We start from the raw sequence: 25,513 nt of genomic DNA, 5'->3' as shown, positions 1-25,513 counted from the left end.
TTACGACTCGCCTCGCTGAAAGGGAGGGGAGGATCTTATGATCAAGCTCACCACCACCTCGCCCACCTTCGCGGCCGACTTCACCACGCTGGTCAACGCCCGCCGCGAAGCCGATGCCGACGTCGCGCGCGACGTCCGCGCGATCATCGCGCGCGTCCGCGACGAAGGCGATTCCGCGGTCCACGCCTATACGCAAAGCTTCGACCGCCACGATCTCGACGCCACCGGCTGGCAGATCGACCCCAGCGAATGGCGCGCCGCGTATGACGGCCTGGCCCCCGACCTCCGCACCGCGCTCGAGCTCGCGGCAGAGCGCATCGCCACCTATCACGAGAAGCAGAAGCCGCAGGGCACCGACAGCACCGACGCCAACGGCATCCGCACCGGCGCGCGCTGGAACGCGATCGAACATGCCGGGATCTACATCCCCGGCGGCCGCGCGGCGTATCCGAGCTCGGTGCTGATGAACGCGATCCCCGCCAAGGTCGCCGGCGTCGACCGCATCGTGATGGTCACGCCCACCCCCGACGGCGAAGTCAATCCGCTGGTGCTCGCCGCCGCGCACATCGTCGGCGTCGACGAGCTGTGGCGGATCGGCGGCGCGCAGGCGATCGCCGCGCTCGCCTACGGCACCGACCGGCTCCGCCCGGTCGACGTCATCACCGGCCCGGGCAATGCCTGGGTCGCCGAGGCCAAGCGCCAGCTCTACGGCGTCGTCGGCATCGACATGGTGGCAGGTCCCTCCGAGATCGTCGTCGTCGCCGACGGCGAGAACCGCGCCGACTGGATCGCCGCCGATCTGCTCAGCCAGTCCGAGCACGACCCGACCAGCCAGTCGATCCTGTTCACCGACTCGGCCGAATTCGCCGACGCCGTCGCGGCGCAAGTCGACGCCCAGATCGAGACGCTCGCAACCGCGAAGGTCGCGCGCGCGGCATGGGACGCGAACGGCGCGATCATCGTCGTGCGCACGCTCGAAGAGGCGCTCCCACTGGTCGACCGCCTCGCCGCCGAGCATCTCGAACTGGCGTGCGACGATCCGCAAGCGCTGTTCGACAAGCTGCGCCACGCCGGCTCGGTGTTCATGGGCCGCCACACGCCCGAGGCGATCGGCGATTATGTCGCCGGACCGAACCACGTGCTGCCGACCGGGCGGCGCGCGCGCTTCGCCAGCGGGCTGTCGGTGCTCGATTTCATGAAGCGCACCAGCTTCCTGCAGCTAGGACCCGAAGGCCTGGCGGCCATCGGCCCGGCCGCAGTAGCGCTGGCGCAAGCCGAAGGCCTCCCCGCCCACGCAAGATCGGTCGCGCTCCGGCTCCCCTAACCTCCTCCCCTCCCTGAAAGGGAGGGGCTGGGGGTGGGTCGGCCTCCCGGGCGAGCGGCGCTCTGACGCAAGCGGTGTCGCCGCCGCATCTATGGCGCGCGTCACGCCCGATTACGGGCCGACCCACCCCCGCCCCCTCCCTTCCAGGGAGGGGAGGCTTGCGGGGCAACCCTGCGCGCGCACTGATCCGCCAGCGCCTCCCTTCCCCGAGGAGGTAACAGGCCCCCCACACACCAATCTTCCCGTTCCCCGCTTTTTCCCCTATGGCGCCCGCCCATGTCCTCCCACGCCACTCCCCGCACGGCCGCCCGCTCCAAAGCGCGCGCCGCCGCCCGTCTCGCCGCCGTCCAGGCGCTTTACCAGCACGACATGGAAGCGACCCCTGTCGCGCAGCTGCTCAACGAGTTCCACAATCACCGCCTCGGCGCGACGATCGAAGACGCCGAATATGCCGAGCCCGAGGTCGATTTCTTCGACGATGTCGTAAAGGGCACCGAGGCGCGCCTCGCCGAGATCGACACGACGATCGCCGCCAAGCTCGCCAAGGGCTGGAACCTCGCGCGGCTCGACAAGGCGATGCGCGCGATCCTGCGCGCCGGCACCTACGAGCTGCTCGCGCGCGCCGACGTGCCCGTCGGCACCGTCATCACCGAATATGTCGATGTCGCGCACGCCTTCTTCGACAAGCGCGAGGCGGGCTTCGTCAACGGCCTGCTCGACGGTATCGCCAAGGACGTCCGCGCCTGAGCATGGGCGAGGTCGTCAACCTCCGCCGCGTGCGCAAGGCGCGCGCGCGCGACACCGCCGAGACGACCGCCGCCACCAACCGCGCCGTGTTCGGCCGCAGCAAGGCCGAACGCGCCGCGACAGCGCACGACGCGGCACGCGCCGAACGCGCGCTCGACGGAGCCAAACGCGAGGAATGACCCTGCGGTCGCGACCGCCGGGCGGTCCCCACGCTTCCGCGCGCCTTGCGGCCAGGCGGGAGGAGGATGCGCGCTCGAGCACAGAGTTTGGGAAAGCAAAACACCCGCAACTGTATTGCCGCAGCAAGACACCTCGCTTATGGTTCGATGGAAAGGCGATTGCGGTGACACTGACGGGGAAGCTCATCCGATATGCCGCGTGGGCGACGCTCGTCGCAGCGGGCATGTCTCCCGCCTTGGCCGGCCCATGGGTGCCGATGGCAAGTGCGGGCAAGGCTGCCGACGGAGTTTGGCGATCCCGCGGCTACGGGCATATCCTCGTGGTGCACGGCGGCGCGCGCACGCTGTATCACGTCGCCGGCGCGTTCTGTTATCGTGATCCAACCGGCGAAACCGACGACGATACGTATCGGCTCGTGTCGATCGTAAGCCCGACGCACATCGTATTCGCCGCCTCGGCCGACCAGACGCGCTATGGCTTCGATCGTATCGCCGCGCTTCCGCGGCGCTGCACCGTGCAACGAGGTTGGACGGCGCACGAGCTTGGCGAGGTGATCGCAGCCACCTTTGCCGATCTGTATCCCGGCTTCGGCCGACGCGGACGAACGTTGGGCACGCTCACCGCTGCCCTTGCCACTCCGGATACCCGACCTCCCGACCTCGTCTTTTTCCAGCGTACGACCCAGGCGCTCGCGCGGCTCGACGATGCGCATGTGGGCTTGCAGGCCACGATCGCCGGTGTCGATCACGCTTTCGAAGGCGGTGAAGCGCCAACCATATCGAGCGCACGAGCCAACCCGGCAATGGGGGCCGATCCCGCCGAGAGGGAGCGAGCCTGGTCCAAATCCTATCGCAAGGGGATTACCGGTCTGCTCGACGGCGGCGGGCATCACGTCGCGAACCGCCGCATCCTGTGGGGCACCATAGGTCGGATCGGCTACCTCAACATCGTGGCGATGGGCGCGTTCGACAAGGATGCTCCACCCGACGACATGCACGCACTGGACGCGGCGCTCGATGATGCTCTCACCGCCTTCCAAGGGCTTCCGGGGGTGATCGTGGACGTGACCAACAACCGGGGTGGGTATGATGCGATCGGCCTCCACATCGCCGGTCGGTTCGCGCGCGAACGCCGGTTAGCCTTCTCGAAACGAGCGGTCGGCGCGAAGGGCGCCTATCAGCGGTTCGAAGTCGTGCCGAGCGATCGCGTCCGGTATCTCGGCACGGTCGCGCTGCTGACCAGCGACGTGACAGTCAGTGCGGGCGAAACCTTCACCCTGGCGATGCGGGCGCTGCCAAACGTGAGGCAGATCGGCGGAAGAACGCGCGGCGCGCTGTCCGATCAGCTCGCCAAGCCCTTGCCGAATGGCTGGACGTTGATGCTGCCGGCCGAGGACTATCGCGATCCCGCTGGCCGATCGCAGGAAGGTGTCGGCATCGATCCCGCGCGATCCTTGCCGCCCTTCGATCCCGATCACCAGACGATGATCCGGCGGGTCGTGCAGAGCCTGTCGCCTCCGCGCTGAGCGGCATGATCCTGCCTTCCCGTTTCGGCATCCTTTCCGGGAAAGGCAGCAACGCCGCGCTGAGCTGGCTATCGCCATCCGCCTTCCCCAAAGCGGCCGGGCGGTCTCCACCCCGTATCGCCGTTTCGCCCTCGAGTCCGCGCGAGCATCGCCTGAAAGCCGACCGGCAGCGATCAGGCGGCAAAGCGGTCGGTCTCAAATCGCCCACTTGCGGTCATGCGGAACCGCGCTGCCACACAATCGAAGCCGACATAAGTCAGCCCTTGCTGGCCTCATTTATGACGGGAAATCGTTCGAGGATAGCGTCGCAAGACCGTACAAGGTCGGGCAGATATGTCTGGTCCGTTTCGACAGTGAACTGATGGTGTTGATTGAGGTGATCGGGGGTTATCTCGATCGTCGCTTCAATGTGCCCGCGCTTTTTCATCTGCAGCTCAAAGTCGAGTTCGGGTTCCAGCCCCTTTAAAGTTGCCTCCCCTGCCAACGTATCGATCATCGAAGCAAGTTGATCTCGAAAGTCTCGAATGTCGGCGGTCATTAGTATCGGCCCGCGGCAGTCAACACGAGCGCCACTCGCTTCCATCCGAGCGCGGATCACTAGCCAGTTGCCGTCCCAATAGTCCTTCGCATCGGGAAACTGGCGATGATCCACCCAAAGTGAAAAACCGCAAAAATGCATATCGGGGCTGTCTGCCATATCCCTGTCATGTCATGCTCAGCGTCCGCTTTCCAGACGGTGGTTCCCCGAAGCCGACTTGCAGCTAACCACCAAAAGCAGACATCCGCGCCCACCCCGGCTAGACCGGCGCGCATGACCGAAGCCGATTTCCTCGCCGCCTTGCGCGCGCTGCCGCTCCATCCCGGCGCGCTTGGCTTGCGCGACGATGCCGCGCGGCTCGGACGGCTCGTGCTGACGAGCGATACGCTCGTCGAAGGCGTGCACTACCTCGCCGGCGATCCGCCGGGCGACGTCGCGTGGAAGCTGGTCGCGACCAACCTGTCGGATCTCGCCGCCAAGGGCGCGGTGCCCGTCGGGGTGATGCTCAACTACCCGCTGCGAAGCGCTGCCGTCCCCCCTCCAGGCGACGCGACAGCGGGCGAAGCCTCGCCGAGCGAAGACTGGGACAGCGCCTTCCTCGCCGGCCTCGCCGACGCGCTCATCACCTTCGCCGCGCCGATCCTTGGCGGCGACACCGTCTCGCTCCCCGCCCACGCCCCGCGCGTCATCACGCTCACCGCGCTCGGCGACGCCGCACACGCGCCGACGCGCAGCGGCGCGCAGGCTGGCGACGCGCTCTGGGTCACCGGCACGATCGGCGATGCCGGCGCAGGGCTCGCCATCGCGTACGGCCAGCCAGGCCCCGCCGAGCTGCTCGCTGCCTATCGCCGCCCGCAGCCGCAGCTTGCCGCAGGTCAAGCGCTCGCCCCGCAGGTCCATGCGATGATGGACGTGTCCGACGGCCTGTTGATCGACGCGCAGCGCATGGCGGCGGCAAGCGGGCTCGCCGTCACGATCGACCTCGCGGCGATCCCGCTGTCCGACGCGTACCGCGCGCAGGCCGGCGACACCCGCGCCGCGCGGTGCGCCGCGGCGACCGCGGGGGACGACTATCAATTGCTTTTCGCGCTCGCGCCGCACCGCGCGCCCGCCGCCCCCGCGACGCGGATCGGCGTCTTCGCATCGGGCGCGGGCCTCACGCTGCACGACGCCGGGGCGCCGCTGTCGCTCCCCGCCGCGCTCGGCTATCAGCACGCGGGCTAGCCCGCCCGAACCACGCCGCTTGCCAAGCCCCGCCGCCGCGTTACTCTGCCGGGCAAGCGTGGGGGCCGCCGTCGCGTACCGTCCCACCGATAATCCATGGGAAAGGACACGCATGACGATCGTCTATGCCGCCATCATCTGTGGCTTGCTTGCCGTAGCCTACGGCCTCCTCACCTCCGCCCAGGTCCTCCGAGCGCCCGCGGGCAACGAGAAGATGCAGGACATCGCCGCCGCGATCCAGGAAGGCGCCAAGGCCTATCTCGGTCGGCAATACCGCACGATCGCGATCGTCGGGGTGATCGTCCTCGTGCTCGTCTGGATCTTCCTCGACGGGATGCGTACCCCCGTCTCGGCGGTGAGCTTCGCGCTCGGCGCGGTGCTGTCGGGCGTGGCGGGCTATGTCGGCATGAACATCTCGGTCCGCGCCAACGTCCGCACCGCGGAAGCCGCGCGGACATCGCTCCAGGGCGGCCTTACCATGGCGTTTCGCTCGGGCGCGGTCACCGGATTGCTGGTGGCGGGCCTCGGCCTGCTCGCGATCTCGGGCACCTTCTGGTTCCTCGCCGGCCCGAACGGCGCCGATGCCGGCGCGCCGGTGGTGGTGAAGGCGCTCACCGCACTCGCGTTCGGTGCCTCGCTCATCTCGATCTTCGCGCGATTGGGCGGCGGGATCTTCACCAAGGCGGCCGATGTCGGCGCCGATCTCGTCGGCAAGGTCGAGGCCGGCATCCCCGAGGACGACCCGCGCAACCCCGCCACCATCGCCGACAACGTCGGCGACAATGTCGGCGATTGCGCCGGCATGGCGGCCGATCTGTTCGAGACCTATGTCGTCACGATCGGCGTGACGATGATCTCGGTCGCGCTCGCGTTGCGCCAGGCCGATGCGCTGCTGCAGGTGATGACGCTCCCGCTGATCGTCGGCGGGGTGTGCATCCTGACCTCGATCATCGGCACCTATTTCGTCCGGCTCGGCAAAGGCCAGTCGATCATGGGCGCGCTCTACAAGGGGTTCTGGGTCAGCATCCTGCTGTCGATCCCGGCGATCTACCTCGTCACGCACTATGTGCTCGGCGACATGAGCGCGATCATCGGCGGCAACGCCTTCCTCGACGGCGGGACGCAAGTCGCCGCGGCGGGCGTCGCGGCGGCGACCTTCACCGGCTGGGAGCTGTTCTGGTCGATGATGGTCGGGCTCGCGGTCACCGGCCTTCTGGTGTGGATCACCGAATATTATACCGGCACCAACTTCAGACCCGTCCGCAGCATCGCCAAGGCATCGCAGACCGGCCACGGCACGAACGTCATCCAGGGCCTCGCGATCAGCCTCGAATCGACCGCGCTCCCCACCCTCGTCATCGTCGTCGCGGTGATCGCGGCGTATCAGCTCGCCGGCGTGATCGGCATCGCCTTTGCCGCGACCGCGATGCTGGCACAGGCGGGGATGGTCGTCGCTTTGGACGCCTACGGCCCGGTGACCGACAATGCCGGCGGCATCGCCGAGATGGCGGGGCTGCCCGACGATGTCCGCCACCGCACCGATGCGCTCGACGCGGTCGGCAACACCACCAAGGCGGTGACCAAGGGCTATGCGATTGGCTCGGCAGCACTCGCCGCGCTCGTGCTGTTCAACGCCTATACCTCGGACCTGGCGCGCGATTTCCCCGATCTCACGGTCAATTTCGCGCTGTCGAACCCGTACGTCATCGTCGGGCTGCTGCTCGGCGCGCTGCTCCCCTATCTGTTCGGCGCGATGGGGATGACCGCGGTCGGCCGCGCGGCGGGCGCGGTCGTCGAGGAAGTGCGCCACCAGTTCCGCGAGAATCCCGGCATCATGGCGGGCACCAGCCGCCCCGATTACGCACGCACCGTCGATCTCGTCACCAAGGCGGCGATCAAGGAGATGATCGTCCCCTCGCTGCTCCCGGTGCTCTCGCCGATCCTGGTGTTCTTCGTGATCCGCTTCGTCGCGGGGCAGGCCGAGGGCTTCGCGGCGCTCGGCGCGATGCTGCTCGGGGTGATCGTCTCGGGGCTGTTCGTCGCGATCTCGATGACGAGCGGCGGCGGGGCGTGGGACAATGCCAAGAAATATATCGAGGACGGGCATTATGGCGGCAAGGGCTCGGAGGCGCACAAGGCGGCGGTGACGGGCGATACCGTGGGGGATCCGTACAAGGATACCGCGGGGCCGGCGGTTAATCCGATGATCAAGATTACGAATATCGTCGCACTGCTGCTGCTCGCGGCTCTCGCCGCGAGCACAGGCTGAGGCGAAAGCCTCAGCAAGCGCGACCGGCCGGCGGGGGCGCCCGACGCCCCCGACCGACGGCGTGGCTTCGCCACGACGCCCCTTCTTAACCCCTCCCCTCCGTCACCCCGGCCTTGTGCCGGGGCCCACCGTCCCACGCGCACTCCGTCGGTTGCGCGCGCATCGCGGTAGACCCCGGCACAAGGCCGGCGTGACGAAAGGGTGGCGGACTCCCCCCAGCCCGCGCTACCCAGCAAAAATGCCCCACCGCCCCCTCTCCCCCGGCGAGCTCGACCACGCGCAAGCGCTATTCGGCGACGCGATCGCGTACGACGGCATCAAGGTCCACGCCCGCCGCTACCTCCCCTTCCAGCCGCGCAGCGTCGCGATGGCCCCCAACGGCCACATCTATTTCCCGAAGCCCAGCTACAAGCCGGACTTCTCGACCACCGTCCCCGATCTCGCCTGGATCCTCCACGAACTCACCCATGTCTGGCAGCACCAGCACGGCATGTGGGTCCGCCTGCGCGGCACGCTCGCCGCGGGGCGCTACCATTACGGCGACCTCGCCGACACCAACCGCCCCTTCACCCGCTTCAATATCGAGCAGCAAGCGGCGATCGTCGGCGATTACGTGCTGACCACCAACGGCTACCACGCCCAACACGGCCGCGGCGCGCGCGCCGATTACGAGCGCGTGCTGCCGTTCGTGGGCGCGGCGTAAGGCCCATCCTTTTGACCTTGCAGCCAAACCGCCAACCCGCCTAGGTTCGCCCGCATGGGGGACGCCGCAGCGATCGAGACATTCATCACCCGCTGGCGCGCCAATGAAGGCGGCGCCGAGCGCGCCAATTACGTCCTGTTTCTCACCGAACTGTGCACGCTGCTCGACCTGCCGCAGCCCGACCCGGCCGACGCCAGCCACACCCGCAACGACTACGTCTTCGAACGCGCCGTCACCTTCAAGGACGAAGCCGGCAAGTCGGGCCACGGCCGGATCGACCTCTACAAGCGCGGCGCCTTCGTGCTCGAGGCCAAGCAGAGCCGCGAACCCGGCGGCAAGAAGGAAGTCGCGCTCCCCGCCGAACAGCCCGGCCTCCCCGGCTTCGCGCCAACACAGATCCGCGGCCGCCGCAGCGCGCAGCGCGGCTGGGACGTGCTGATGCGCAACGCGCGCGAACAGGCCGAGCAATACGCCCGCGCCCTCCCCACCGAACACGGCTGGCCACCCTTCATCATCGTCGCCGATGTCGGCCACGCGTTCGAAATCTTCGCCGACTTCTCCGGCCAGGGCAAAAACTACCGCCAGTTCCCCGATCGCTCGGGCTATCGCATCTATCTCGACGATCTACGCGACGAGGGCGTCCGCGCCCGCCTGCGCGCGATGTGGCTCGATCCGCACAGCCTTGATCCCGCCAAGCACGCCGCCGCCGTCACCCGCGACATCGCGCGCCGCCTCGCGCATGTCAGCAAATTGCTCGAGGAGCGCGGCTATCAACCCGAGCCCGTCGCGCATTTCCTGATGCGCTGCCTGTTCACGATGTTCGCCGAGGATACGGGGCTGCTCGAACCCGGCAGCTTTACCGACGTCCTCGCCGATGCCCGCAACGCCCCCGACAGCTTCGCGCCGATGCTCGAGGATCTGTGGCGCACGATGGACACCGGCGGCTTCTCGCCCGTGCTGCGCAAGACGATCCGCAAATTCAACGGCGGGCTGTTCGCCGAACGCACCGCCATCCCGCTCCACAAGGAAGAGATTGGCGAGCTGTACGAGGCCGCGCGCCACGTCTGGACCGAGGTCGAGCCAGCGATCTTCGGCACGCTGCTCGAACAGGCGCTCGACAAGGTCGAGCGCAAGCGCCTCGGCGCGCATTACACGCCGCGCGCCTATGTCGAGCGGCTCGTCATCGCGACGATCATCGAGCCGCTCCAGCGCGAATGGGAGACCGAAGTGCTCGGCACGGTCGAGCGCGAGCGCAGCGCCGATCCGCAGGGCGCGATCCGCGCGGTGCATGATTTCCACGAAAAGCTCGCCGCGACGCGCGTGCTCGATCCCGCCTGCGGCACCGGCAATTTCCTCTATGTCGCGCTCGAGCTGATGAAGCGGCTCGAGGGCGACGTGCTCGAAGTGCTCGCCGATCTCGGCGGGCAGGAAGCGCTCGCGCTCGAGACCGCGACGGTCCACCCGCGCAACTTTCTCGGGCTCGAGCTCAACCCGCGCGCCGCCGCGATCGCCGAGCTCGTTCTGTGGCTCGGCTATCTGCAATGGCAGATGCGCAACGGCGGGCAGATCGCCGATCCGGTGCTCGAACGCCTGAGCAACATCACCGCGATGGATGCGGTGTTGAAGCACGATCCGGGGCGGATGCGCGACGACGGGACGTTCGACGAATTTCCCAACCCGCGCCGGCCCGACTGGCCGCAGACGGATTATATCGTCGGCAACCCGCCCTTCATCGCGGGGCAGGACTTCCGATCACGTTTTGGCGAATCTTATGCCCTCGCTCTGTGGCGAGCTAACCCGAAGATCAACAAATCAGCTGATTTCGTGATGTATTGGTGGGACCGCGCCGCCGGGCGACTGACCGAAAAGGGGACGCGGCTCAAGCGCTTTGGTTTCGTAACCACCAATTCCATCACGCAGGAATTTAGCCGCCGCGTGATGGCCGCGCGAATGGACGCGCGTGCGCCGATCAGTCTGGTGATGGCGATACCCGATCATCCCTGGACCAAGGCGACGACAGATGCAGCAGCGGTGCGGATTGCGATGACGGTCGCGGAGGCGGGAGTCCATGAAGGGCGCGTCCTCGAGGTCTAATCAGAACGAGCGCTCGACACCGACGCCCCAGCGATCGCTTACCAAGAAAAGGCAGGCGCAATTCACGCCGACCTGACCATTGGCAATGACCTGACCAAGGTTTCAAAGCTCAACGCCAACAGCGGGATTTGCCACGACGGCGTAAAACTCCACGGCAAAGGCTTTGTCGTGACAAGCCGAGAGGCTGAAGGCTTCGGCTTTTCCGCCAACTCCGATGCGAAAAAACACGTGCGTCAGTATCGTAACGGTCGCGACCTAGCGAGCCGCGCGCGTGGCCTCTACGTAATCGACCTCTATGGTTTGGACGAGGTAAGCGCCCGTCGAACTGTCCCCGAGCTTTATCAACATCTTGCGATGACGGTGCGGCCGGAACGGGAATCAAATAGACGAGATTCCTATAGGAACAATTGGTGGCTATTTGGAGAGCCACGTCGCGATTTTCGCGCCGCGATGGTTTCAGTGAATAGATATATCGCAACGGTCGATACAGCAGCCCACCGAATTTTTCAGATGCTTCCGCAAGAGCTCATTTGCGATGATGGGGTGGTTTGCGTCGCGGATGATCGATGGACGTCGCTGGGGATCCTAAGCTCAAGCATCCATGTGGCATGGGCCACGGCATCGGGAGGCTGGCTTGGGATCGGAAATGACTCCCGATATCTGAAGACAAAGACCTTCGACCCCTTCCCCTTCCCCGACGCCACCCCCGAGCAACGCACGATCATCGGCGATCTCGCCGAGGAACTCGACGCGACGCGCAAGGAGGTGCTCGCCGAACACATCGACCTGACGCTCACCGGCCTCTACAATCTGCGCGAGAAGCTGCGCCAGCACGGGCCGTTCACCCCGGGCGAGCAAGACCAGCGCCGCCGCGGCCGCGTCGACATCATCGCCGAGCTGCACGACCGGATCGATGCTGCGGTCGCCGACGCCTATGGCTGGCCGCGCGACCTTACCGACGAGGCGATCATCACCCGCCTCGTCGCGCTCAATGCCGAGCGCCATGCCGAGGAAAAAGCCGGCAAGGTCCGCTGGCTGCGCCCCGATTATCAGCTGCCGCGCGCCGGGGTCACCGTTCTCGCGCCGAAGGTGCAGACCGAACAGCTCGAGGCGCTGCTCCCCGCAGCCGCAACGAAGAAGCCCGCTTTCCCGCGCGAGGCGATCGGACAGACCGCCGCCGTGCTCGCCGATCTGCGCGGCGGCGCCGGGCTCACCAGCGCCGAGATCGCGCGCCGCTATGCGCAGGGGCTCAAGGCCGAGCCGCGCATCGCCGCGACGCTCGCCGCGCTTGTCCGGCTCGGCCATGTCGCAGCTGAGGGGGATCGCTACACGCTGCGTCGCGCGGCCTGAGCGCCCCCCACAAAAACCGCTGTCCTACACGCCCCCTTTCCGTCATCCTCCCACCCGACTCGCGCCCCACAGCGCCGCTCTTTCTCAGCGTCGGCCCGTCAACTGCATCCCCCGCGCGCCCACCCCCGCGCGATCATCACAAAAACGGAAACGATCGAACTCGATAACACCAGCTCCAGGGGTCAATCGAGTCAAGCACGGCTCGGTTCGTCGCACCGCTTTCCTTTTCGGGCGTGTTCGGCTATGCGCCGCGCTTCGCGAACACCGCACAAGATCACCCACATCCTCAGAGGTTTGTTTGGCAAAAGAAGAACTGCTCGAAATGCGCGGCCAGGTGGTGGAGCTTCTGCCCAACGCCATGTTCCGCGTGAAGCTTGAGAACGATCACGAAATCCTCGGTCACACCGCCGGCAAGATGCGCAAGAACCGCATCCGCGTGCTCGTCGGCGACGAGGTGCTGGTCGAGCTGACGCCGTACGATCTGACCAAGGGGCGGATCACCTACCGCTTCAAGTAAGCGCGCCGACCCCGTTCCGCCCCGGCGACGGCCGGGGTCCGGTCGTGGCCCGGTCGTGAACTGCCGCGGACTCTGCCGCGCGTGATGACAACGACCTGCGCGCTCGGCCGGCGGCCGTCGCCGGGGAAGGTATGATATGACCCTCGTCCTCGCTTCCTCCTCGCCGCGCCGCCGCGATCTGCTCGCGCGGATCGGGGTGACGCCGTCGCGAATCGAATCGCCCGACATCGACGAGAGCCCGCTGCCCGGCGAGGCGCCCCGCGTCTATGCGCTGCGGCTCGCGATCGCCAAGGCGCAGGCGGTGGCGCGTGCCGCGGGCGAGATCGTCCTCGCCGGCGACACGACGATCGCATGCGGGCGCCGCATCCTGCCGCCCGCCGACACCGAGGAGATCCAGCGCGGCTTGCTCGGCCTGCTTGCGGGCCGGCGCCATCATTGCCTGAGTGCGGTGTGCGTCATCGCCGCCGACGGCACGCCGCGCACCCGGCTGTCGGACACGATCGTCGCGTTCAAGCCGCTCTCCGCCGCCGAGATCGACAGCTATGTCGCCAGCGGCGAGGGGCTCGGCAAGGCTGGCGGCTATGCCATCCAGGGCCGCGCCGAGGCCTTCGTGCGCTTCCTGTCGGGGTCGCATTCGGGCGTCGTCGGCTTGCCGCTGTTCGAGACGCGCGCGCTGTTGCTGGCAGCGGGCGTGGCGCTTGGCTGAGCGGCCATGAGCGAGTGGCTCTACGAGGCCGGGATCGGCGAGGCCCGCGCGATCCAGCTCGCGGGCGGCGCGATCGTCGAGGCGCGGATCGAGCTTGACCGCGACGGCCCGCGGATCGGCGCGGTGCTGCCCGCCCGGCTGGTCGAGGTCACGGTGAAGGGCCGCGAGGGCCGCGTCGCCTTTGCCGGCGGCGAGGCGATGCTCGCGCCGCTCCCGCCCGGCATCACGCAAGGGGCGACGCTGCTGGTCGAGCTGGTGCGCGAGGCGATTCCCGAGGGGCGCCGCACCAAGCTGCCACGCTGCGTCCCCGCTGACGGCCCCGAGCGCACCGGGCCAAGCCTGTACGAGCGAATCACCGCAAGCGGCGTGGCCGTACGGACCTGCCACGCGCACGAGCCCGACCATTTCGAGGCCGCCGGCTGGTCCGAAACGCTCGAGGAAGCGCAGACCGGCGACATCGTCTTTTCCGGCCCCGTCGGCGGCGCGCTGCGGATGAGCCCGACCCCGGCGATGACGCTGTTCGACGTCGACGGCTATCCCCCGCTCGAACCGCTCGCGCTCGCCGCCGCGCGCGCGGTTGCCGCAGCCATCGTGCGCTTCGACATCGGCGGGTCGATCGGCGTGGACTTCCCGACGCTCACCGGCAAGGCGGCGCGCGGCGCGGTCGATGCCGCGCTCGATGCCGGCTTGCCCCAGCCGTTCGAACGCACCGCGATGAACGGCTTCGGCTTCGTCCAGATCATCCGCCGCCGCACCCGCGTCTCGCTCCCCGAGCTGCTCCGTGCCGATCCCGCCGCCGCCGAGGCGCGTGCGCTGCTCCGCCGAATCGAGCGCACCCCGCCGCCGTCCCCGACGCAGCACCGCGTGTCGCCGCGCGTGCGAAGCGCACTCGCCGCCAATCCGCACTGGATCGCCGAGCTCGCCCGGCGCACCGGCGTCACCCCGGTCTTCGAGGTGGCATGATGGCGCGTTCCAAACCCTGTCCGCTCTGCGGCAAACCGCCGCTCGCGGCCTTCTCCCCGTTCTGCTCGCAAGGCTGTCGCGACCGCGACCTGCTGCAGTGGCTCGGCGAGGGGTATGCGATCCCGGTGCGCACTTTGCCGAGCGAAGATGATGAAGACGGGCTAGACACGCCCCAAGACCGCGACTAAGAGGCCGCTTCCCCGGAGCAATTCGGGAGTGCCCGAGTAGCTCAGTTGGTAGAGCATGCGACTGAAAATCGCAGTGTCGGTGGTTCGAATCCGCCCTCGGGCACCATTTTCCTGTGATCGGACCCTCTATCGAGGACGATCGGACCGGGTTAGGTGTCCGCTGACATCACTAAGGCGCTAAGATGCCTGTTTGGGCGGCTCCCGAGGGGCCTGGTGAAGCCGCTGCACGAGAACACGCCCTCACCGGTAGCGCTGACCTCGACACTTTTGATAATGAGCTCTGGCGGCAGTATCGCCGCTTCGAAGACGCTTTTCAGCGGCAAGCCGACCGTTCCTTCAACGATCTGAAAAATTTTCCTGTAGGTTAGGACCGTCGTATTGTCGTCCGCGCTGATCGTCCAATCAGTGGCTACGATGTCAACCTTGACGCAGTTGCCGACCATAGCGGTCATCGTCAGCGCCTTCCACGGACAAGCAGTCAGACCGGCATGGACATCGGCGTCGGGCAGAATGATCTCGGTCAACCCTCCGCCGATCGCCGCAACCAGCAGCTGAAGTATGCGATCGGGGTCGGCAGTCCGCACGGCGAGATACTCTGATAGGATAACCGGCACGAGAACAAAGTCCGCCTGCTCCCTTACCATTGAGCTGTCCTGCATCGCGACACTCCAGATTGCGCTCCGCAGCACTGGTAGCCTGGCACTCGTCGAAAAGGCGTTAAGCGTCGCCACCGGATCAGCTATCATGGGGTCGCCGCCGCAATCGGCGGCTTAGTCGCAGCGCGCGCCTGGTTGCCGATCCGGCGCGCCTGAGCGGCAGGCACGGCAGGCGCTCGCAAGCCCTCGCAGCCTCCTCGATATCGAGTCGATCGGGCAAGTGAGCGTTGAATCTCTTCTGGTGCCTCATCGTCACGGCCGAACCCGTTGGGGACTTGGCATGGGTGATCCTGAAAGGCGCAGGCCGCTCTACTGATTCCGGCTCACCGACGAAAACGGGCGCGCGGGTGCCCGCTTCCCCCGCGGCGGCTGGCGGACTGGTAAACTCCCCCTTACCTATAGGCATGGCTGATCCTTCCTTTTTCGTCATGTCCGCGCTCGCCCAATCTTCGCGTTGGCGTGTCTTCGAGCTTCTGCTCAGCGCGACTGACAAGGGGCTGCTGCAGGGAGAGATCGCGGCTGCCCTCGGCGTATCGAAAAACCTACTCTCCTCACACCTCAAGATCATGCAGGCGGCCGGTCTGGTATCGTCAGAGCGAAACGGTCGCGAGATCACCTACCGAGCAACGCCGCAATCCGCACACGTCATGGCTACCGACATCCTGAACGCCATCGCCAACCCGAATCGGCGCGTCCAAGGCCACTAGAACGGCGCTCACCTTCCGTTTCCTTCGCGCCCGCGGGCCGACGGCTTCGCGCTTTTCCACACGGCTTTCAGTAAGCCCACCACATCGCTTAGCACCCCGCCCACAAGACGGTCGCGGGACGGACGCAAGGCACTGCGCCACTGCATCAGTCGAACCGCCGTTCGCCTCTGTCACCTGCGCATCGCCGGCCAACGCTACCGGCAACAGCAACTGGCCCAAAACCTAGGCGGGTCCCCGTGCGCAACCCGGGCCACACGGCACGGCCTGAGTGATCAAACATCTTAGTCCCGGAGACGCAGGGGCTGAGACGATAGGCCGGGGCGACCAGTGAGCACAGCTCACGACGCACGTGCTTCCTAATCCAACCAGACCAATACCTAATGACCCGCCATGTCCGGGCCTCCAGCCGGCCTTTGCGCACCGTTCCTGCCTCACAGGAGAGGAGATAAGCGCACGCGCTAATAATTCAATAACTGTTGAACTATAATGGGAGATTGAAAATGACCAGCACACGGATTGGTGGCCTCGACCACCTGCCCCCGCACAAGCGGGAGATGATCCGCAAGCGGATCCGGGCGATAAGGGCCTATATCAAAGTGCGGACACGCGAGAACGCCGAGAAGGGCGCGCGCGAGCTCGGCTTAGGCATCGGGCACTTCAAGAAGCTGGTCAGCGTTTGGGAGGCGAAGCAGCGCGCCGACAGCCTGCCTGGCGCCGACTGGATCAAGCGCAAGCGCATCGAGACCAAGGACGAGCAGCTCGCGGTAATCCGTGAAGCGATCGCTCTGACGCCCGAAGCTGTCACCGAGGAAGTGGTCCGTGTCGCGGTCAGGATCGCGGCCCAGCGGGACATTGCGATGCCGTCTCTCGTTACCATGCGCACGCGGGTCAAGGAACTGCGGGCGGTCGCCGAGCCCTCGACTTTCGGGGCTGGCGCCGACCTAGTCGTGGATCACTGCGCGATCGCAATTCCCGTCACCGCGCCCGGGATCGCGGTGACGATGCCGGTTGCGGCCCTGGTGATCGACGTTGCATCACGGCGCATCGTGGGCGTGTCGCTATCCATCGATGGGCCGGATGCCCGGCACACCGCGCGGGCGTTGCTCTCAGCCACGCGGCTGGCGACGCGGATCGATGGCGACGGGCGTCTCCCGCGCATCGCCATCGACACCTACGACGGCGTCGATTGGCTTGAGCTAGTCAGAACGATCGAGAGCACTGGCGCTACCATCACGGGTTCGGCGCGGGAAAAGCTACGGCGCGGCGTGGCGGAAGCCTTCGTCGGAGAGAAGGTGAACGGTCTTGCCCTGCGGCCCCGTCTCGCCACCCGTCCGCCCGAGAAGCGCCATCCCCGCGTCGCGAGCGGTCAGCAGCCGATGTCCCTCGAGGAGGCCCAAGCGTTCGTCGAGGCGGTAATCGGGATCAAGACGTCAGGCGATCGAGCCAGCCCTGGCTGGAAGGATCTTGCGGGTTGCCTCGCAACCTGGCTGGAGAGCTCGGATGCATGAGCCCGTATGCATGCTGCGACGGTTGCCTCCGATCGTGCCAACACTATGAGGCGTAAAATCTCGTGCTCACCCGCCGGCAACGAGTTCTTCACGATGTTACAATGGTCATCGTGTTGTAGAGGCGGTGCGGTCGACTCTTTGACCTCGGCCATACCCATGCGGTAGCTCGGAGGCTCGCGATCTCATCCTCGCGGCTCAATAATCCCCGTCCTCGAGGTGGTAAGTTTGGCCTTAGAATTCACACGGCTTGAAAACGAGTTGCTGGTCGCGGCGCTGGAGGTCTGTGAAGGCGATCTGGAGAGGCGACTGGAAGCGCGCGCACTGACCTCGAGGTATAATTTCGATCAGCCTTCATCCGACTGGGTGTTTGAAGCCGCCCGCAATCTTGGCGCCCTTGGCTTATTGGTGCCTTACACTCGGGACGGAGACGCCGACGATCAGTTCATTCAGCTCACGAAGTCGGGGGCTACACGCGCGGCAAAGCTCAGGAACGCAAACTTCCTCATTTTTCCAAAACAGGTGAAGCGCACGCACGACGCCCTGCCAGATCCTGTCGAAGGCGCCATAGGCTATGCGCTACCGGCAGGGCCTTCCGACACGATTAAGGATCCCGAGGCTGTCCACAGCGTATCCTGGACAGGGCGACCTGACCCAATCGTGATCGAAGGGGAGAAGCTCGAGGCGCTGAAAACCTTCATCGCCAAGGCCGACATCGAATTCCAGACACTCGGGGTCCTATCCAATCGCGACCGCGCTCAGGCCATGGCGATACTGGCGGCCATACGATACGCCGCCGAGGCACCCGACCCGCCAGCGACCGCGATCAAGGAGCTTCTCCAGGTCCTGAACAATATTTCCGGTATCGGCTCGCTGCTGATCTCTGTCGTGGCAATGATAGCCGTGATCGGGAAATGAGTTCGCAGAGCTGAGTCGTCCAACATTGGCGAGGCGACTTCGCCGAGGTGCTCGCACCGTTTCACCTTCGTCTGCGGGATGAAACAATCCACGCCATCAGACCAGAAAAGAGTCGGTCGCGTTGCATGGCAGCGCCATCTCGCCGTCGCGCTGCCGCCTCAATGCGTTCAAAGCAGACAGTCCTATCGCGCCCAAGGCATCCGATACGAGACCGATCCCGTCACGACGATCAGCCTCTGGCCGAGAAAGGGCCATTCGGCGTCCTTTGCGGACCTGATCCGCCAACCCCTGCCCCGCCACGCGACGTGATCGACGATCTCTTCGATCATCCGCCCCACGCAGCTGGCGAGGATCGTCTCAGGCAACGTGTCCATGAATTCGATGCGCAGCTCGCCAAACCGGGTCTCGATCAGGACCCGGCCGATGCGCGCGTTGAGCTCCAGAGAGTGGTCCACGAACTGTAGCAGGAGAAAGTCCCCGTTGTCCCGTTCGAACCGGCAGCCGGTCAGCGGGTGTGACGAGATCTGCGCCGGATGCAGTCCGGCGATGTGGTGGCGAAGCAGATGAGGATGCAACGGGTAATAGCCCTTCGGGCCTGACAAGCGGGGCCGGCGCGGCCACTCGCGCTGCGGGCCGATCCGCCGCACAGCATCGTTCAATGTTAGATCAAACGTAGCGAGCAGCGCTGTGAGCAGGGGCGAGGGGGACCTGACGGTAGCCGCCATCTCCGCGCGGAACGCGTCGGCCACGGCGGCGGTCCGCGCGACGTCGATCTCTCGGAGCCGGGCATGCGCCTTGCGCCGGGCATTCTTCATGCGTCGGCGATCGCCGGCCGTAGGTTCGTCCAGCACGCCTTCGCTGACGACGAGGTTGGCACGGCCCCGCATTCGCGCCGCCATCATCTCGCCACCCCGCCCGTGATCGTGATCGCCCCCATCAATCGACGAACGAGCGCATAGTCGCATCGGCGGCGAGACAAACCATCCCGATCGAGCCGGTTCCGCACAACAACAGTAAGGAAGTTGAACGGAATTTCCCGCGAATCGGGATACGGCCGGCCGTGAGGCGGCGCGACGATTGTGAGCGCAGGTCCGAGGACCGAGTTCAACGCGTCGTCGACGATGAAGATGGCGAAGGGCACTGCGGTCCTGCGCCGCCTCGGCCTGTGCTGGTCACGAGGGGAAGCCGTTGCGAACACGGCGGACATTCTCGTCATGACATTCCTTCGCAAAATAAAGCGTTGCGGTTTGGCGTTGCCGGCCCGGCGTCGCTGGCGTGGTGACGGCTAGCAGATAGGCCGCCCGGCGAAGGACACGCGTCAGCGCATCCAAGGCATGCGGAAGGGCATGGAACCGGTTTCGGCGATCAGGGTCTGTCCGAAGATCGGCGATGACGAACCCTCGACCCCGGTGATCGGCCAGTCGCGTCCGCACAGCGCCGCGTGGGCGACGACATCGCCCACCGGCCTGCCGACGCATGCAATCGCCAGAGCCTCGGGGATGCCAAAGTCCAGTTCGATCCGCAGCACGCCGAAAAGCGTCTCGATCTTCACTGCCCCGATCCGCGCCTCGATCTCCAGAGAATGGTCGACAACGTCTAGGCAGGCCCAGTCGCTTCCCAACGATGCGAAGAGAAGCCCGTGACCGAAGCTGCGCATTCGGGCGGTCTTCCTGTCTCCCGACGGAGTGCCGATCACATATTCCCGATACGGCTCCCGGGCACGCCGGAAGAGGTTGGCCGGACGCTCCGAAAGCGCAGGGGCGCGCGGCCATCTCGGTCCGGGCTCGATCCGGTCGACCAGCCCGTCGATCTCTCCACCCTGCGACGCGACGAAGGCGAGAAGGAAGGGTGATACCGACCGCACGTTCGTGCCGATCTCCCGCTGGAAAATCCCCTTGATCAGACCGTGTTCATCGCTTTTCGTTGCCCTCAGACGTCCGCGGGCCTCGATCCGCGCGTTCCTGATCCGGCCTCGGTCGTCCACGGTTGTAGGATCCGGATGCCGATACGTCCTCGCGCCGGAATCCAGCTCGCGAGGTCCGGCACCCTGGCGCACGGCCATCACGATCGCCGCGCCGCCGCAGCGTAGCGCTCACGCCAGGTCACCTGCTGAACGATGGGTCCGAGCGCCTTGGGGCGCGCATCCGCGGAATAGACGTGGCCCGCGAGCCACCACTCCTCTTCGGTCCGACGCGCCTCCGGCACGTCTCGCCACCAGCACTTCGGATCGCTGTCGGCATCCCACCGGTAGCCGCGGAGCCGCAGCTCGTCCTTCAGTTCGAAGGCAGCCCCGATGGCGCGGAAACGGAAGGTCGGCGTGCGCGCGGTTTCCAGCATCTCGGCCAGCGCAGTGCCGCCCGCCGACAGCGAATGCTGCAGGAGCGCGATCACCGCGTCCACGTCGTCGCCCGCGCGGTGCGCACCATGGAACCAGCCGCACTGCGCCAGCAGCCAGCCCAGCGATCTGCCGTCGAAGCCCCGCGCGCGCCAATCGATGTCGGAGCAGCTGCATGTCCAAGCCAGCCCACTCGCGTCGGGCAGGCGGCGCTCGACATGCGGCCGGTCGAACTTCGCATTGTGAGCGCAGATGAAGTCAGCGGAGCGCAGCAGCCGAACGGCCGCCTCGTCGTCAATGACCTGTCCAGTGAGATCGGCGTCAGTGAGCCCGGTCAGTCGGACGATGTCAGCGGGCAGCTCGCGCCCCGGATCCTCCAGCCACGCATACGGTTTGTCGATCTTCACGATCACGCCGTCGGGATCGCAACGGAAGCGACGCAGCGCGAGCTCGATGATGACATCCTCATTGCCGAGGCCAGACGTCTCGACGTCGACCACGACGCCGATCTGGGTGTCGACGCGGCCACCGACGCCCGTCTCGCCCTCGCGGATGTCGAGGCGGTGCAACAACCGCAGGTCGTCGTCGGAATTTACAGCGCGCAGCTCTCCCGATCCGAGAATCACGTCTCGCATTGCATCTCTCCATTATTGGACAGGCCGGGCGCCCAGGCGCCTAGGACAGGCGATCGCGCTCAGCGGCGCGCCCGACCCGAACGCAGCTCAGCCGTAGAAGCGCTGCTCGATGTTGACGTCGAGGCCCGCAGCGATCGGCGATGTGGGCTCGGCCGCGATCAGCGCCAGCGTGTCGCACATCACATCGGACACCAGTGCCGCCACGAGGGGATCGGTCGGGTCGAACCCCTTCAAGATCTTGGCGTCCGCAGCGGCGGCGCCAATGCGGCAATATAGTCGTCCCGCGACCTCGACCTCGTCCATCGCGAGAGACGCGTGGAACGCCTGCACCGTTTCGAAGCCATCGCTGGCCACGAGCGTGGCGGTGAACAGGCGCAACCCACATGCGGTCGGCTCCGGAAACGACAGCACGTTGGAGCGAAACCCACCGGTCGCGGCATCCGGAGCGAACCCGTGCGGCGACAGCTCGCAACCGACATCGTCGTAAGCCGTATCATCGTCCGCTGTCAGCGCGTCGATGGTCATCGGATCCGCATCCAGGCCAAGCGAGAGCCCGTGGATCAGAATGCCCCGAAGACAGGCATCGCGGTCGAGGCACGCCTCCAGCGCGTTCGATCCGCTGAACAGCGCGAGCGGTGCCAGCATCCAGGTCATCGCGTCGTGGGGCACGCCCTCGCGCTGAAACCGCCCCGCAGTCTCAGCCGCCACTAGAGCGATGCGCGAGATCGCCCGACGCGTCGTGACCACGACGTCGTCGCCCGGACGGTCGTCATCGAGCGGATCGAGATAGGCGGGGCTGCCGATGTTCGCGGCGGCGGGCGTCTTGGGCCGTGCGGCCCCCTTTGTGGCAGTCATGTTCATGACAGGCTCCTGCTCGCCGATTTCTCCATCGGTCCGCGGCGGCGACATCCGCGAACGTCACCAAGATAACACCAATATCGGACATTACAAGGCTTCGCGAAATGTTGTATTGTTAACGCTCGTTTCCTATATCGAGTTCAGCCGGCTTGAAGCCGGCGGTTCTTCGTTTATCGTATTGGAGTGGAAAACATGCACGCTATGCAGGTGATGAGCGCCCTCGCGCAGGCAACACGGCTTGAGGTGTTCCGCCTGCTCGTCGACATGCTGCCGAACGGCATGGCTTCAGGCGATCTCGCCACCGCCACCGCTACTTCTCCGAACACGATGAGCGCTCACCTCGCGATCCTCACGCGCGCGGGCCTTGTCGATTCAAACAAGGTCGGGCGCACCGTCATCTACCGTGCGGAGACCTCGACCGTGGAGGAACTTTCGGAATTCCTTGTCCTGGCATGCGCGCGCGGCAGGAAGACGCGCGACTAGGTCCACGGTCCGAAATGCAGATGGCGCTCGCCGAACCATCGGCGAATCCAACTTTTCAATCCCCGACCGTTGGGTAGTCGCTTGCCTTATGCTGCGGAGTATAGATGGCAGCGATACTGACACTGCGAAATTCCAGGCGCCCGGACCGTTACCGGCCGTCTGGCTCGCTCTTACCAATCAGGCGGCTTTTCTCGTGGTCATGCCGAGGGCGGCGACGACATGCGGCAGGATCGACTGAGCGACAATCTCGATCGCACGCGCGTTCGGATGGACGCGATCGGCCAACGTGAAGCCGGTCCTGCCAGCCACGCCTGCGAGGAAGAATGGATAGAGTGGTAAGCTGTGCTTCGCTGCCACTTCTGGATGGACCGCATTGAAGCGGCGGGCGATGTCCCCCAGGAACGGTGGGGCCATTATGCCAGCAACCAGCACCGGTATGTCGCAGCGGCCGAACTCGCCAAGAATCCATTCGAGGTTATCGCGCATGCGAGCAGGATCCTGGCCGCGCAGCATGTCGTTCGCCCCCAATTCGACGATCGCGAGGTCAGGCCTCTGCCGCAAGCCCGTCAGAAGGCGCGGCAGACGGGCACGTCCGCTGGAGGTCGTGTCGCCAGAAACGCCTGCATTTTGAACGACGGCGCCAGGGCGGACCGCTCGCAGTAGCGCCTGCAGGCGCGAGGGGAACGCCTCGTCACGACGCAGGCCGTATCCAGCGGTGAGGCTGTCGCCGAACGCTAGCAGAAACGGATCCGCCTTCGGGACCGTGCCGGTCAAAGCGCGGGGATCCGAGCGAGACCGACATGATCGGATACTCGAGCCATGGGCAGAAGCAGGCCGTAGATACATTGCGTCATCTCACACTCCTCTGGGGCAACATGGTGGTGGCGAAGGCGTCGCGAAAGCGTGCGGCAACTTTGGCGGATGAAAATTCAGCGGAGAGCGTCCTGCCGTGCGTAGGTGGTATTCAGGGAAATTCTTGCCCCTCAGCCAAGATCGAGGGTCTATGAGTGATGAAGTTGGGCACAGTTCCCAAGGAACCGAGGATAGCCGATGCGAACAGGAGCAAGGATTGCGCTTGGTGGGGCGTTCGCCATCGCGGCTCTTGGGGGTGCCTATCTGATCGGTGCGCCATTGCTGCGTGACGGCCAAGCGGGCGCCGGAACCGCACTAGCCGCACAGATCGGTTGCGCTGATGTGTTCCTGATGCATCGCACCGTCGAAGATGCCGAGCGCAACGACGTTCATTCCCTAGCGCCCACTGCTATGATCATACGTCTGAGGTCAGACCCAGCCGCGAGAACCGTCAAGGCGAGCATACCAGGGGTCGTGACGCGGATTTCGACGTTTCGTCCCGGCTTCGGTTGCACGCTGGCAAGCGGTTCGACGGCTAAGTCCAACCTCGCAGCCTCTGTCCCAAGCGCCGCCAGTTCATCTTTGCCTGGCCTGAACGCAACGGAGGTCCCGCTTCCAACGCAGCTGAATGGCCCTGCACAGGCCGCTGTCGATCGCATCTTCAACGAAACCAATGCGAACGGCTATCCGGATACACGCGGAATGGTTGTCGTGAAGGACGGCCGTATCATCGCCGAGCGCTATGCCCCTGGATATTCTGCAGCCACGCCCATGCTCGGATGGTCGATGACGAAAAGCGTCACCAGCGCTCTTATCGGAATCCTCGTTGGCCGAGGTCGTCTTGAGTTGGACGCGCCCGCCCCGGTTCCCGAATGGCAAAAGCCAGGCGATCCGCGTCATACGATCACGCTCCGCCAACTGTTGACGATGAGCAGCGGCCTGAAGTTCATCGAGGACTATGTTGCGGGTTCGGACTCGGTGCAGATGCTCTTCCACGAGCCCGACATGGCGGCCTATGCCGCGCGACAGCCACAGCAGCATCAGCCTGGAAGCCACTGGTCCTACTCGTCCGGAACCACCAACATCTTGGCGCGAATGGTCCGAAACGCCGTGGGTGGCACTGACGCCAGCTTCAATAACTTCGCCCGCGATGCGCTGTTTGCGCCGGCCGGCATCCGCAGCATGGTCATCGAACCCGACCAGTCCGGCGTGCCGGTCGGCAGCTCATATGGCTATGCCACAACGCGCGACTGGGCACGGTTCGGACTTCTCTACCTGCACGGTGGAAACGTAAAGGGTCAGCAAATCCTGCCGAAAAGCTGGATCGATTTCACAACGACGCCAACGCCAGCTGCGCCGACCAAGCTCTATGGCGCGCAGTTCTGGCTCAACCAAGGGCCGGTCAGTGGGCGAAGCGCGCGTCACTACCCGCACTGTCCCGCCGACATGTATCTGGCAGAGGGCTTCTCCGGCCAGTTCGTCGCGATCGTCCCGTCCCTGAACATCGTCATAGTTCGCTTGGGGTGGACACCACCCGATCAGGACTTCGCCATCGACCGGCACTTTTCAGCGATCCTGAACGCCATATCAACGCGAGCGAAAGGCGACAGCTGATCCTGCCGGCGCTCTGAGAGGGCTTAGCTGGACTGGACACGACGGAGCGACCCGAGATGGTGCAGGGGCACTGCGAGGGGGCGTCCCCATGACTGGCGTTCCCAACGTGGGTCATCCGCGACACACGATTGCGGTCGATCTGTCCTGGGCCTTACCGGCGGAAACCTTGGACGACTTTGTGGGATGGCGATCAGATCAGATTGGGTTTGCAACCTGCGAATAGCGATGACGACAAGGAGGATCGTCTTGGAGGCGATGCTGCCCGGGGCGAGCGTTCGGATGTCGCGCGGCGTTATGCGCTCACTCTCTGGTCGTATTGTCCCGCTACGTCGAGGATGGTCGGCTCGAAATCAACAACAACGCGGCGGAACGCTCGCTGCGCGGCATCGGGGTCGGTTGTAAGAACTGGTTGTTCGTGGGCTAGGACCAGGGCGGCCATCGCGCCGCCAATATCTACAGCTTGATCGAGACCGCGAAGCTCAGTGGCGTCGATCCCGTGGCGTGGCTCACCGACACCATCGCCCGCATCGCCGTAAGCGTGGCGCATAGGCCGCCTTGCGGCTGACGGTGATGCTGCGATGCTTGTGCCTTTCGGCGGAGCGGCGCGGTGGATGATGAAGTC

General features: G+C 65.8%; 26 protein-coding genes, 1 tRNA gene and 1 pseudogene. 20 read left to right on the top strand and 8 right to left on the bottom strand.

Annotated features, from left to right (window positions below; genetic code table 11):
• Positions 1 to 37 precede the first annotated feature (37 nt).
• From hisD to ABIB28_RS16540, 4 genes are all read left to right on the top strand, one after another.
• The gene (hisD, locus tag ABIB28_RS16555; RefSeq protein WP_354289187.1) at positions 38 to 1,324 is read left to right on the top strand and encodes a histidinol dehydrogenase; all 1,287 of its coding nucleotides are present in this window, start codon (positions 38 to 40) and stop codon (positions 1,322 to 1,324) included.
• A 276-nt stretch (positions 1,325 to 1,600) separates the two neighbouring features.
• Positions 1,601 to 2,071: a transcription antitermination factor NusB gene (gene nusB / locus ABIB28_RS16550; RefSeq protein ID WP_133191784.1), complete on the top strand. Its 471-nt coding sequence runs from the start codon at positions 1,601 to 1,603 to the stop codon at positions 2,069 to 2,071.
• Between the two features lie 2 nt (positions 2,072 to 2,073).
• Complete coding sequence (locus ABIB28_RS16545; RefSeq protein WP_354289186.1) at positions 2,074 to 2,250, top strand: DUF4169 family protein; 177 nt, start codon at positions 2,074 to 2,076, stop codon at positions 2,248 to 2,250.
• Between the two features lie 164 nt (positions 2,251 to 2,414).
• The gene (locus ABIB28_RS16540; protein ID WP_354289185.1) at positions 2,415 to 3,776 is read left to right on the top strand and encodes a S41 family peptidase; all 1,362 of its coding nucleotides are present in this window, start codon (positions 2,415 to 2,417) and stop codon (positions 3,774 to 3,776) included.
• A gap of 256 nt (positions 3,777 to 4,032) precedes the next feature.
• On the opposite strand, the gene ABIB28_RS16535 is transcribed toward ABIB28_RS16540, so the two are convergent.
• Positions 4,033 to 4,473, bottom strand: a complete 441-nt coding sequence (locus tag ABIB28_RS16535) for a WapI family immunity protein (protein WP_354289184.1) — start codon at positions 4,471 to 4,473, stop codon at positions 4,033 to 4,035.
• 114 nt (positions 4,474 to 4,587) lie between these two features.
• Between ABIB28_RS16535 and thiL the strand changes: the two genes are divergently transcribed.
• The 10 genes from thiL to ABIB28_RS16485 all read left to right on the top strand — a co-directional run bounded on the left by thiL (position 4,588) and on the right by ABIB28_RS16485 (position 14,434).
• Positions 4,588 to 5,538 carry a thiamine-phosphate kinase gene (gene thiL / locus ABIB28_RS16530; RefSeq protein ID WP_354289183.1) on the top strand — a complete coding sequence of 317 codons (951 nt, stop codon included), beginning with the start codon at positions 4,588 to 4,590 and terminating at the stop codon, positions 5,536 to 5,538.
• A gap of 112 nt (positions 5,539 to 5,650) precedes the next feature.
• Positions 5,651 to 7,807, top strand: a complete 2,157-nt coding sequence (locus ABIB28_RS16525; RefSeq protein ID WP_354289182.1) for a sodium-translocating pyrophosphatase — start codon at positions 5,651 to 5,653, stop codon at positions 7,805 to 7,807.
• A gap of 238 nt (positions 7,808 to 8,045) precedes the next feature.
• Positions 8,046 to 8,510: a vgr related protein gene (locus tag ABIB28_RS16520; protein WP_354289181.1), complete on the top strand. Its 465-nt coding sequence runs from the start codon at positions 8,046 to 8,048 to the stop codon at positions 8,508 to 8,510.
• A 54-nt stretch (positions 8,511 to 8,564) separates the two neighbouring features.
• On the top strand, positions 8,565 to 10,604 hold the full coding sequence (locus ABIB28_RS16515) for a DNA methyltransferase (RefSeq protein WP_354289179.1): 2,040 nt from the start codon (positions 8,565 to 8,567) through the stop codon (positions 10,602 to 10,604).
• A 33-nt stretch (positions 10,605 to 10,637) separates the two neighbouring features.
• Entirely contained in the window at positions 10,638 to 11,954 is a 1,317-nt protein-coding gene (locus tag ABIB28_RS16510; protein ID WP_354289238.1) for a type IIL restriction-modification enzyme MmeI, read from the top strand.
• Positions 11,955 to 12,252: 298 nt separating this feature from the next.
• Positions 12,253 to 12,471 carry a translation initiation factor IF-1 gene (gene infA, locus ABIB28_RS16505; RefSeq protein WP_010162480.1) on the top strand — a complete coding sequence of 73 codons (219 nt, stop codon included), beginning with the start codon at positions 12,253 to 12,255 and terminating at the stop codon, positions 12,469 to 12,471.
• Positions 12,472 to 12,607: 136 nt separating this feature from the next.
• The gene (locus ABIB28_RS16500; RefSeq protein WP_354289178.1) at positions 12,608 to 13,177 is read left to right on the top strand and encodes a Maf family protein; all 570 of its coding nucleotides are present in this window, start codon (positions 12,608 to 12,610) and stop codon (positions 13,175 to 13,177) included.
• A gap of 6 nt (positions 13,178 to 13,183) precedes the next feature.
• Positions 13,184 to 14,140 carry a ribonuclease gene (locus tag ABIB28_RS16495; RefSeq protein ID WP_354289177.1) on the top strand — a complete coding sequence of 319 codons (957 nt, stop codon included), beginning with the start codon at positions 13,184 to 13,186 and terminating at the stop codon, positions 14,138 to 14,140.
• A complete protein-coding gene (locus tag ABIB28_RS16490) occupies positions 14,140 to 14,328 on the top strand; it encodes a DNA gyrase inhibitor YacG (RefSeq protein ID WP_133190620.1) in 189 nt (62 codons plus the stop codon). The genes ABIB28_RS16495 and ABIB28_RS16490 overlap by 1 nt, the downstream gene beginning before the upstream one ends.
• A 30-nt stretch (positions 14,329 to 14,358) precedes the next feature.
• Positions 14,359 to 14,434, top strand: a tRNA-Phe gene (locus ABIB28_RS16485).
• A gap of 43 nt (positions 14,435 to 14,477) precedes the next feature.
• On the opposite strand, the gene ABIB28_RS16480 is transcribed toward ABIB28_RS16485, so the two are convergent.
• Positions 14,478 to 15,074: a hypothetical protein gene (locus ABIB28_RS16480; protein WP_354289175.1), complete on the bottom strand. Its 597-nt coding sequence runs from the start codon at positions 15,072 to 15,074 to the stop codon at positions 14,478 to 14,480.
• Positions 15,075 to 15,388: 314 nt separating this feature from the next.
• On the opposite strand from ABIB28_RS16480, the gene ABIB28_RS16475 reads away from it, so the two are divergent.
• The 3 genes from ABIB28_RS16475 to ABIB28_RS16465 all read left to right on the top strand — a co-directional run bounded on the left by ABIB28_RS16475 (position 15,389) and on the right by ABIB28_RS16465 (position 18,114).
• Positions 15,389 to 15,691 carry an ArsR/SmtB family transcription factor gene (locus ABIB28_RS16475; RefSeq protein ID WP_354289174.1) on the top strand — a complete coding sequence of 101 codons (303 nt, stop codon included), beginning with the start codon at positions 15,389 to 15,391 and terminating at the stop codon, positions 15,689 to 15,691.
• A 500-nt stretch (positions 15,692 to 16,191) separates the two neighbouring features.
• Complete coding sequence (locus tag ABIB28_RS16470) at positions 16,192 to 17,199, top strand: hypothetical protein (RefSeq protein WP_354289172.1); 1,008 nt, start codon at positions 16,192 to 16,194, stop codon at positions 17,197 to 17,199.
• Positions 17,200 to 17,424: 225 nt separating this feature from the next.
• Positions 17,425 to 18,114, top strand: a complete 690-nt coding sequence (locus ABIB28_RS16465) for a hypothetical protein (protein WP_354289171.1) — start codon at positions 17,425 to 17,427, stop codon at positions 18,112 to 18,114.
• Between the two features lie 182 nt (positions 18,115 to 18,296).
• Here ABIB28_RS16465 and ABIB28_RS16460 read toward each other — a convergent pair whose 3' ends face one another.
• From ABIB28_RS16460 to ABIB28_RS16440, 5 genes are all read right to left on the bottom strand, one after another.
• Positions 18,297 to 19,001 (bottom strand): hypothetical protein, encoded by a 705-nt coding sequence (locus tag ABIB28_RS16460; RefSeq protein ID WP_354289170.1) that lies wholly within the window; start codon positions 18,999 to 19,001, stop codon positions 18,297 to 18,299.
• Between the two features lie 11 nt (positions 19,002 to 19,012).
• Entirely contained in the window at positions 19,013 to 19,255 is a 243-nt protein-coding gene (locus ABIB28_RS16455) for a hypothetical protein (protein ID WP_354289168.1), read from the bottom strand.
• Between the two features lie 177 nt (positions 19,256 to 19,432).
• A complete protein-coding gene (locus ABIB28_RS16450; protein WP_354289167.1) occupies positions 19,433 to 20,176 on the bottom strand; it encodes a hypothetical protein in 744 nt (247 codons plus the stop codon).
• Entirely contained in the window at positions 20,176 to 21,084 is a 909-nt protein-coding gene (locus tag ABIB28_RS16445; RefSeq protein WP_354289166.1) for a 3'-5' exonuclease, read from the bottom strand. Before ABIB28_RS16445 ends, ABIB28_RS16450 begins: the two co-directional genes overlap by 1 nt.
• Before the next feature lie 87 nt (positions 21,085 to 21,171).
• A complete protein-coding gene (locus tag ABIB28_RS16440; RefSeq protein WP_354289165.1) occupies positions 21,172 to 21,945 on the bottom strand; it encodes a hypothetical protein in 774 nt (257 codons plus the stop codon).
• 189 nt (positions 21,946 to 22,134) lie between these two features.
• On the opposite strand from ABIB28_RS16440, the gene ABIB28_RS16435 reads away from it, so the two are divergent.
• Positions 22,135 to 22,425, top strand: coding sequence for an ArsR/SmtB family transcription factor (locus ABIB28_RS16435; RefSeq protein ID WP_354289237.1), 291 nt, complete (start codon positions 22,135 to 22,137; stop codon positions 22,423 to 22,425).
• Positions 22,426 to 22,602: 177 nt separating this feature from the next.
• Here the strand turns inward: ABIB28_RS16435 and ABIB28_RS16430 are convergent, their stop codons facing one another.
• Positions 22,603 to 23,199, bottom strand: a complete 597-nt coding sequence (locus ABIB28_RS16430) for an arylesterase (protein ID WP_354289164.1) — start codon at positions 23,197 to 23,199, stop codon at positions 22,603 to 22,605.
• A 276-nt stretch (positions 23,200 to 23,475) separates the two neighbouring features.
• Between ABIB28_RS16430 and ABIB28_RS16425 the strand changes: the two genes are divergently transcribed.
• Positions 23,476 to 24,891, top strand: a complete 1,416-nt coding sequence (locus ABIB28_RS16425) for a serine hydrolase domain-containing protein (protein ID WP_354289163.1) — start codon at positions 23,476 to 23,478, stop codon at positions 24,889 to 24,891.
• 272 nt (positions 24,892 to 25,163) lie between these two features.
• A pseudogene (locus ABIB28_RS16420) lies at positions 25,164 to 25,456 on the top strand (IS66 family transposase); the annotation flags it as partial.
• Between the last annotated feature and the right edge of the window lie 57 nt (positions 25,457 to 25,513).

The sequence above is a fragment of the Sphingomonas sp. UYEF23 genome (assembly GCF_040546165.1).
In the GTDB taxonomy this organism is placed as follows: Bacteria; Pseudomonadota; Alphaproteobacteria; order Sphingomonadales; family Sphingomonadaceae; genus Sphingomonas; species Sphingomonas glacialis.
Note: the sequence above shows the minus strand (reverse complement) of the source record. Positions and strands in the feature narration are given on the sequence as shown.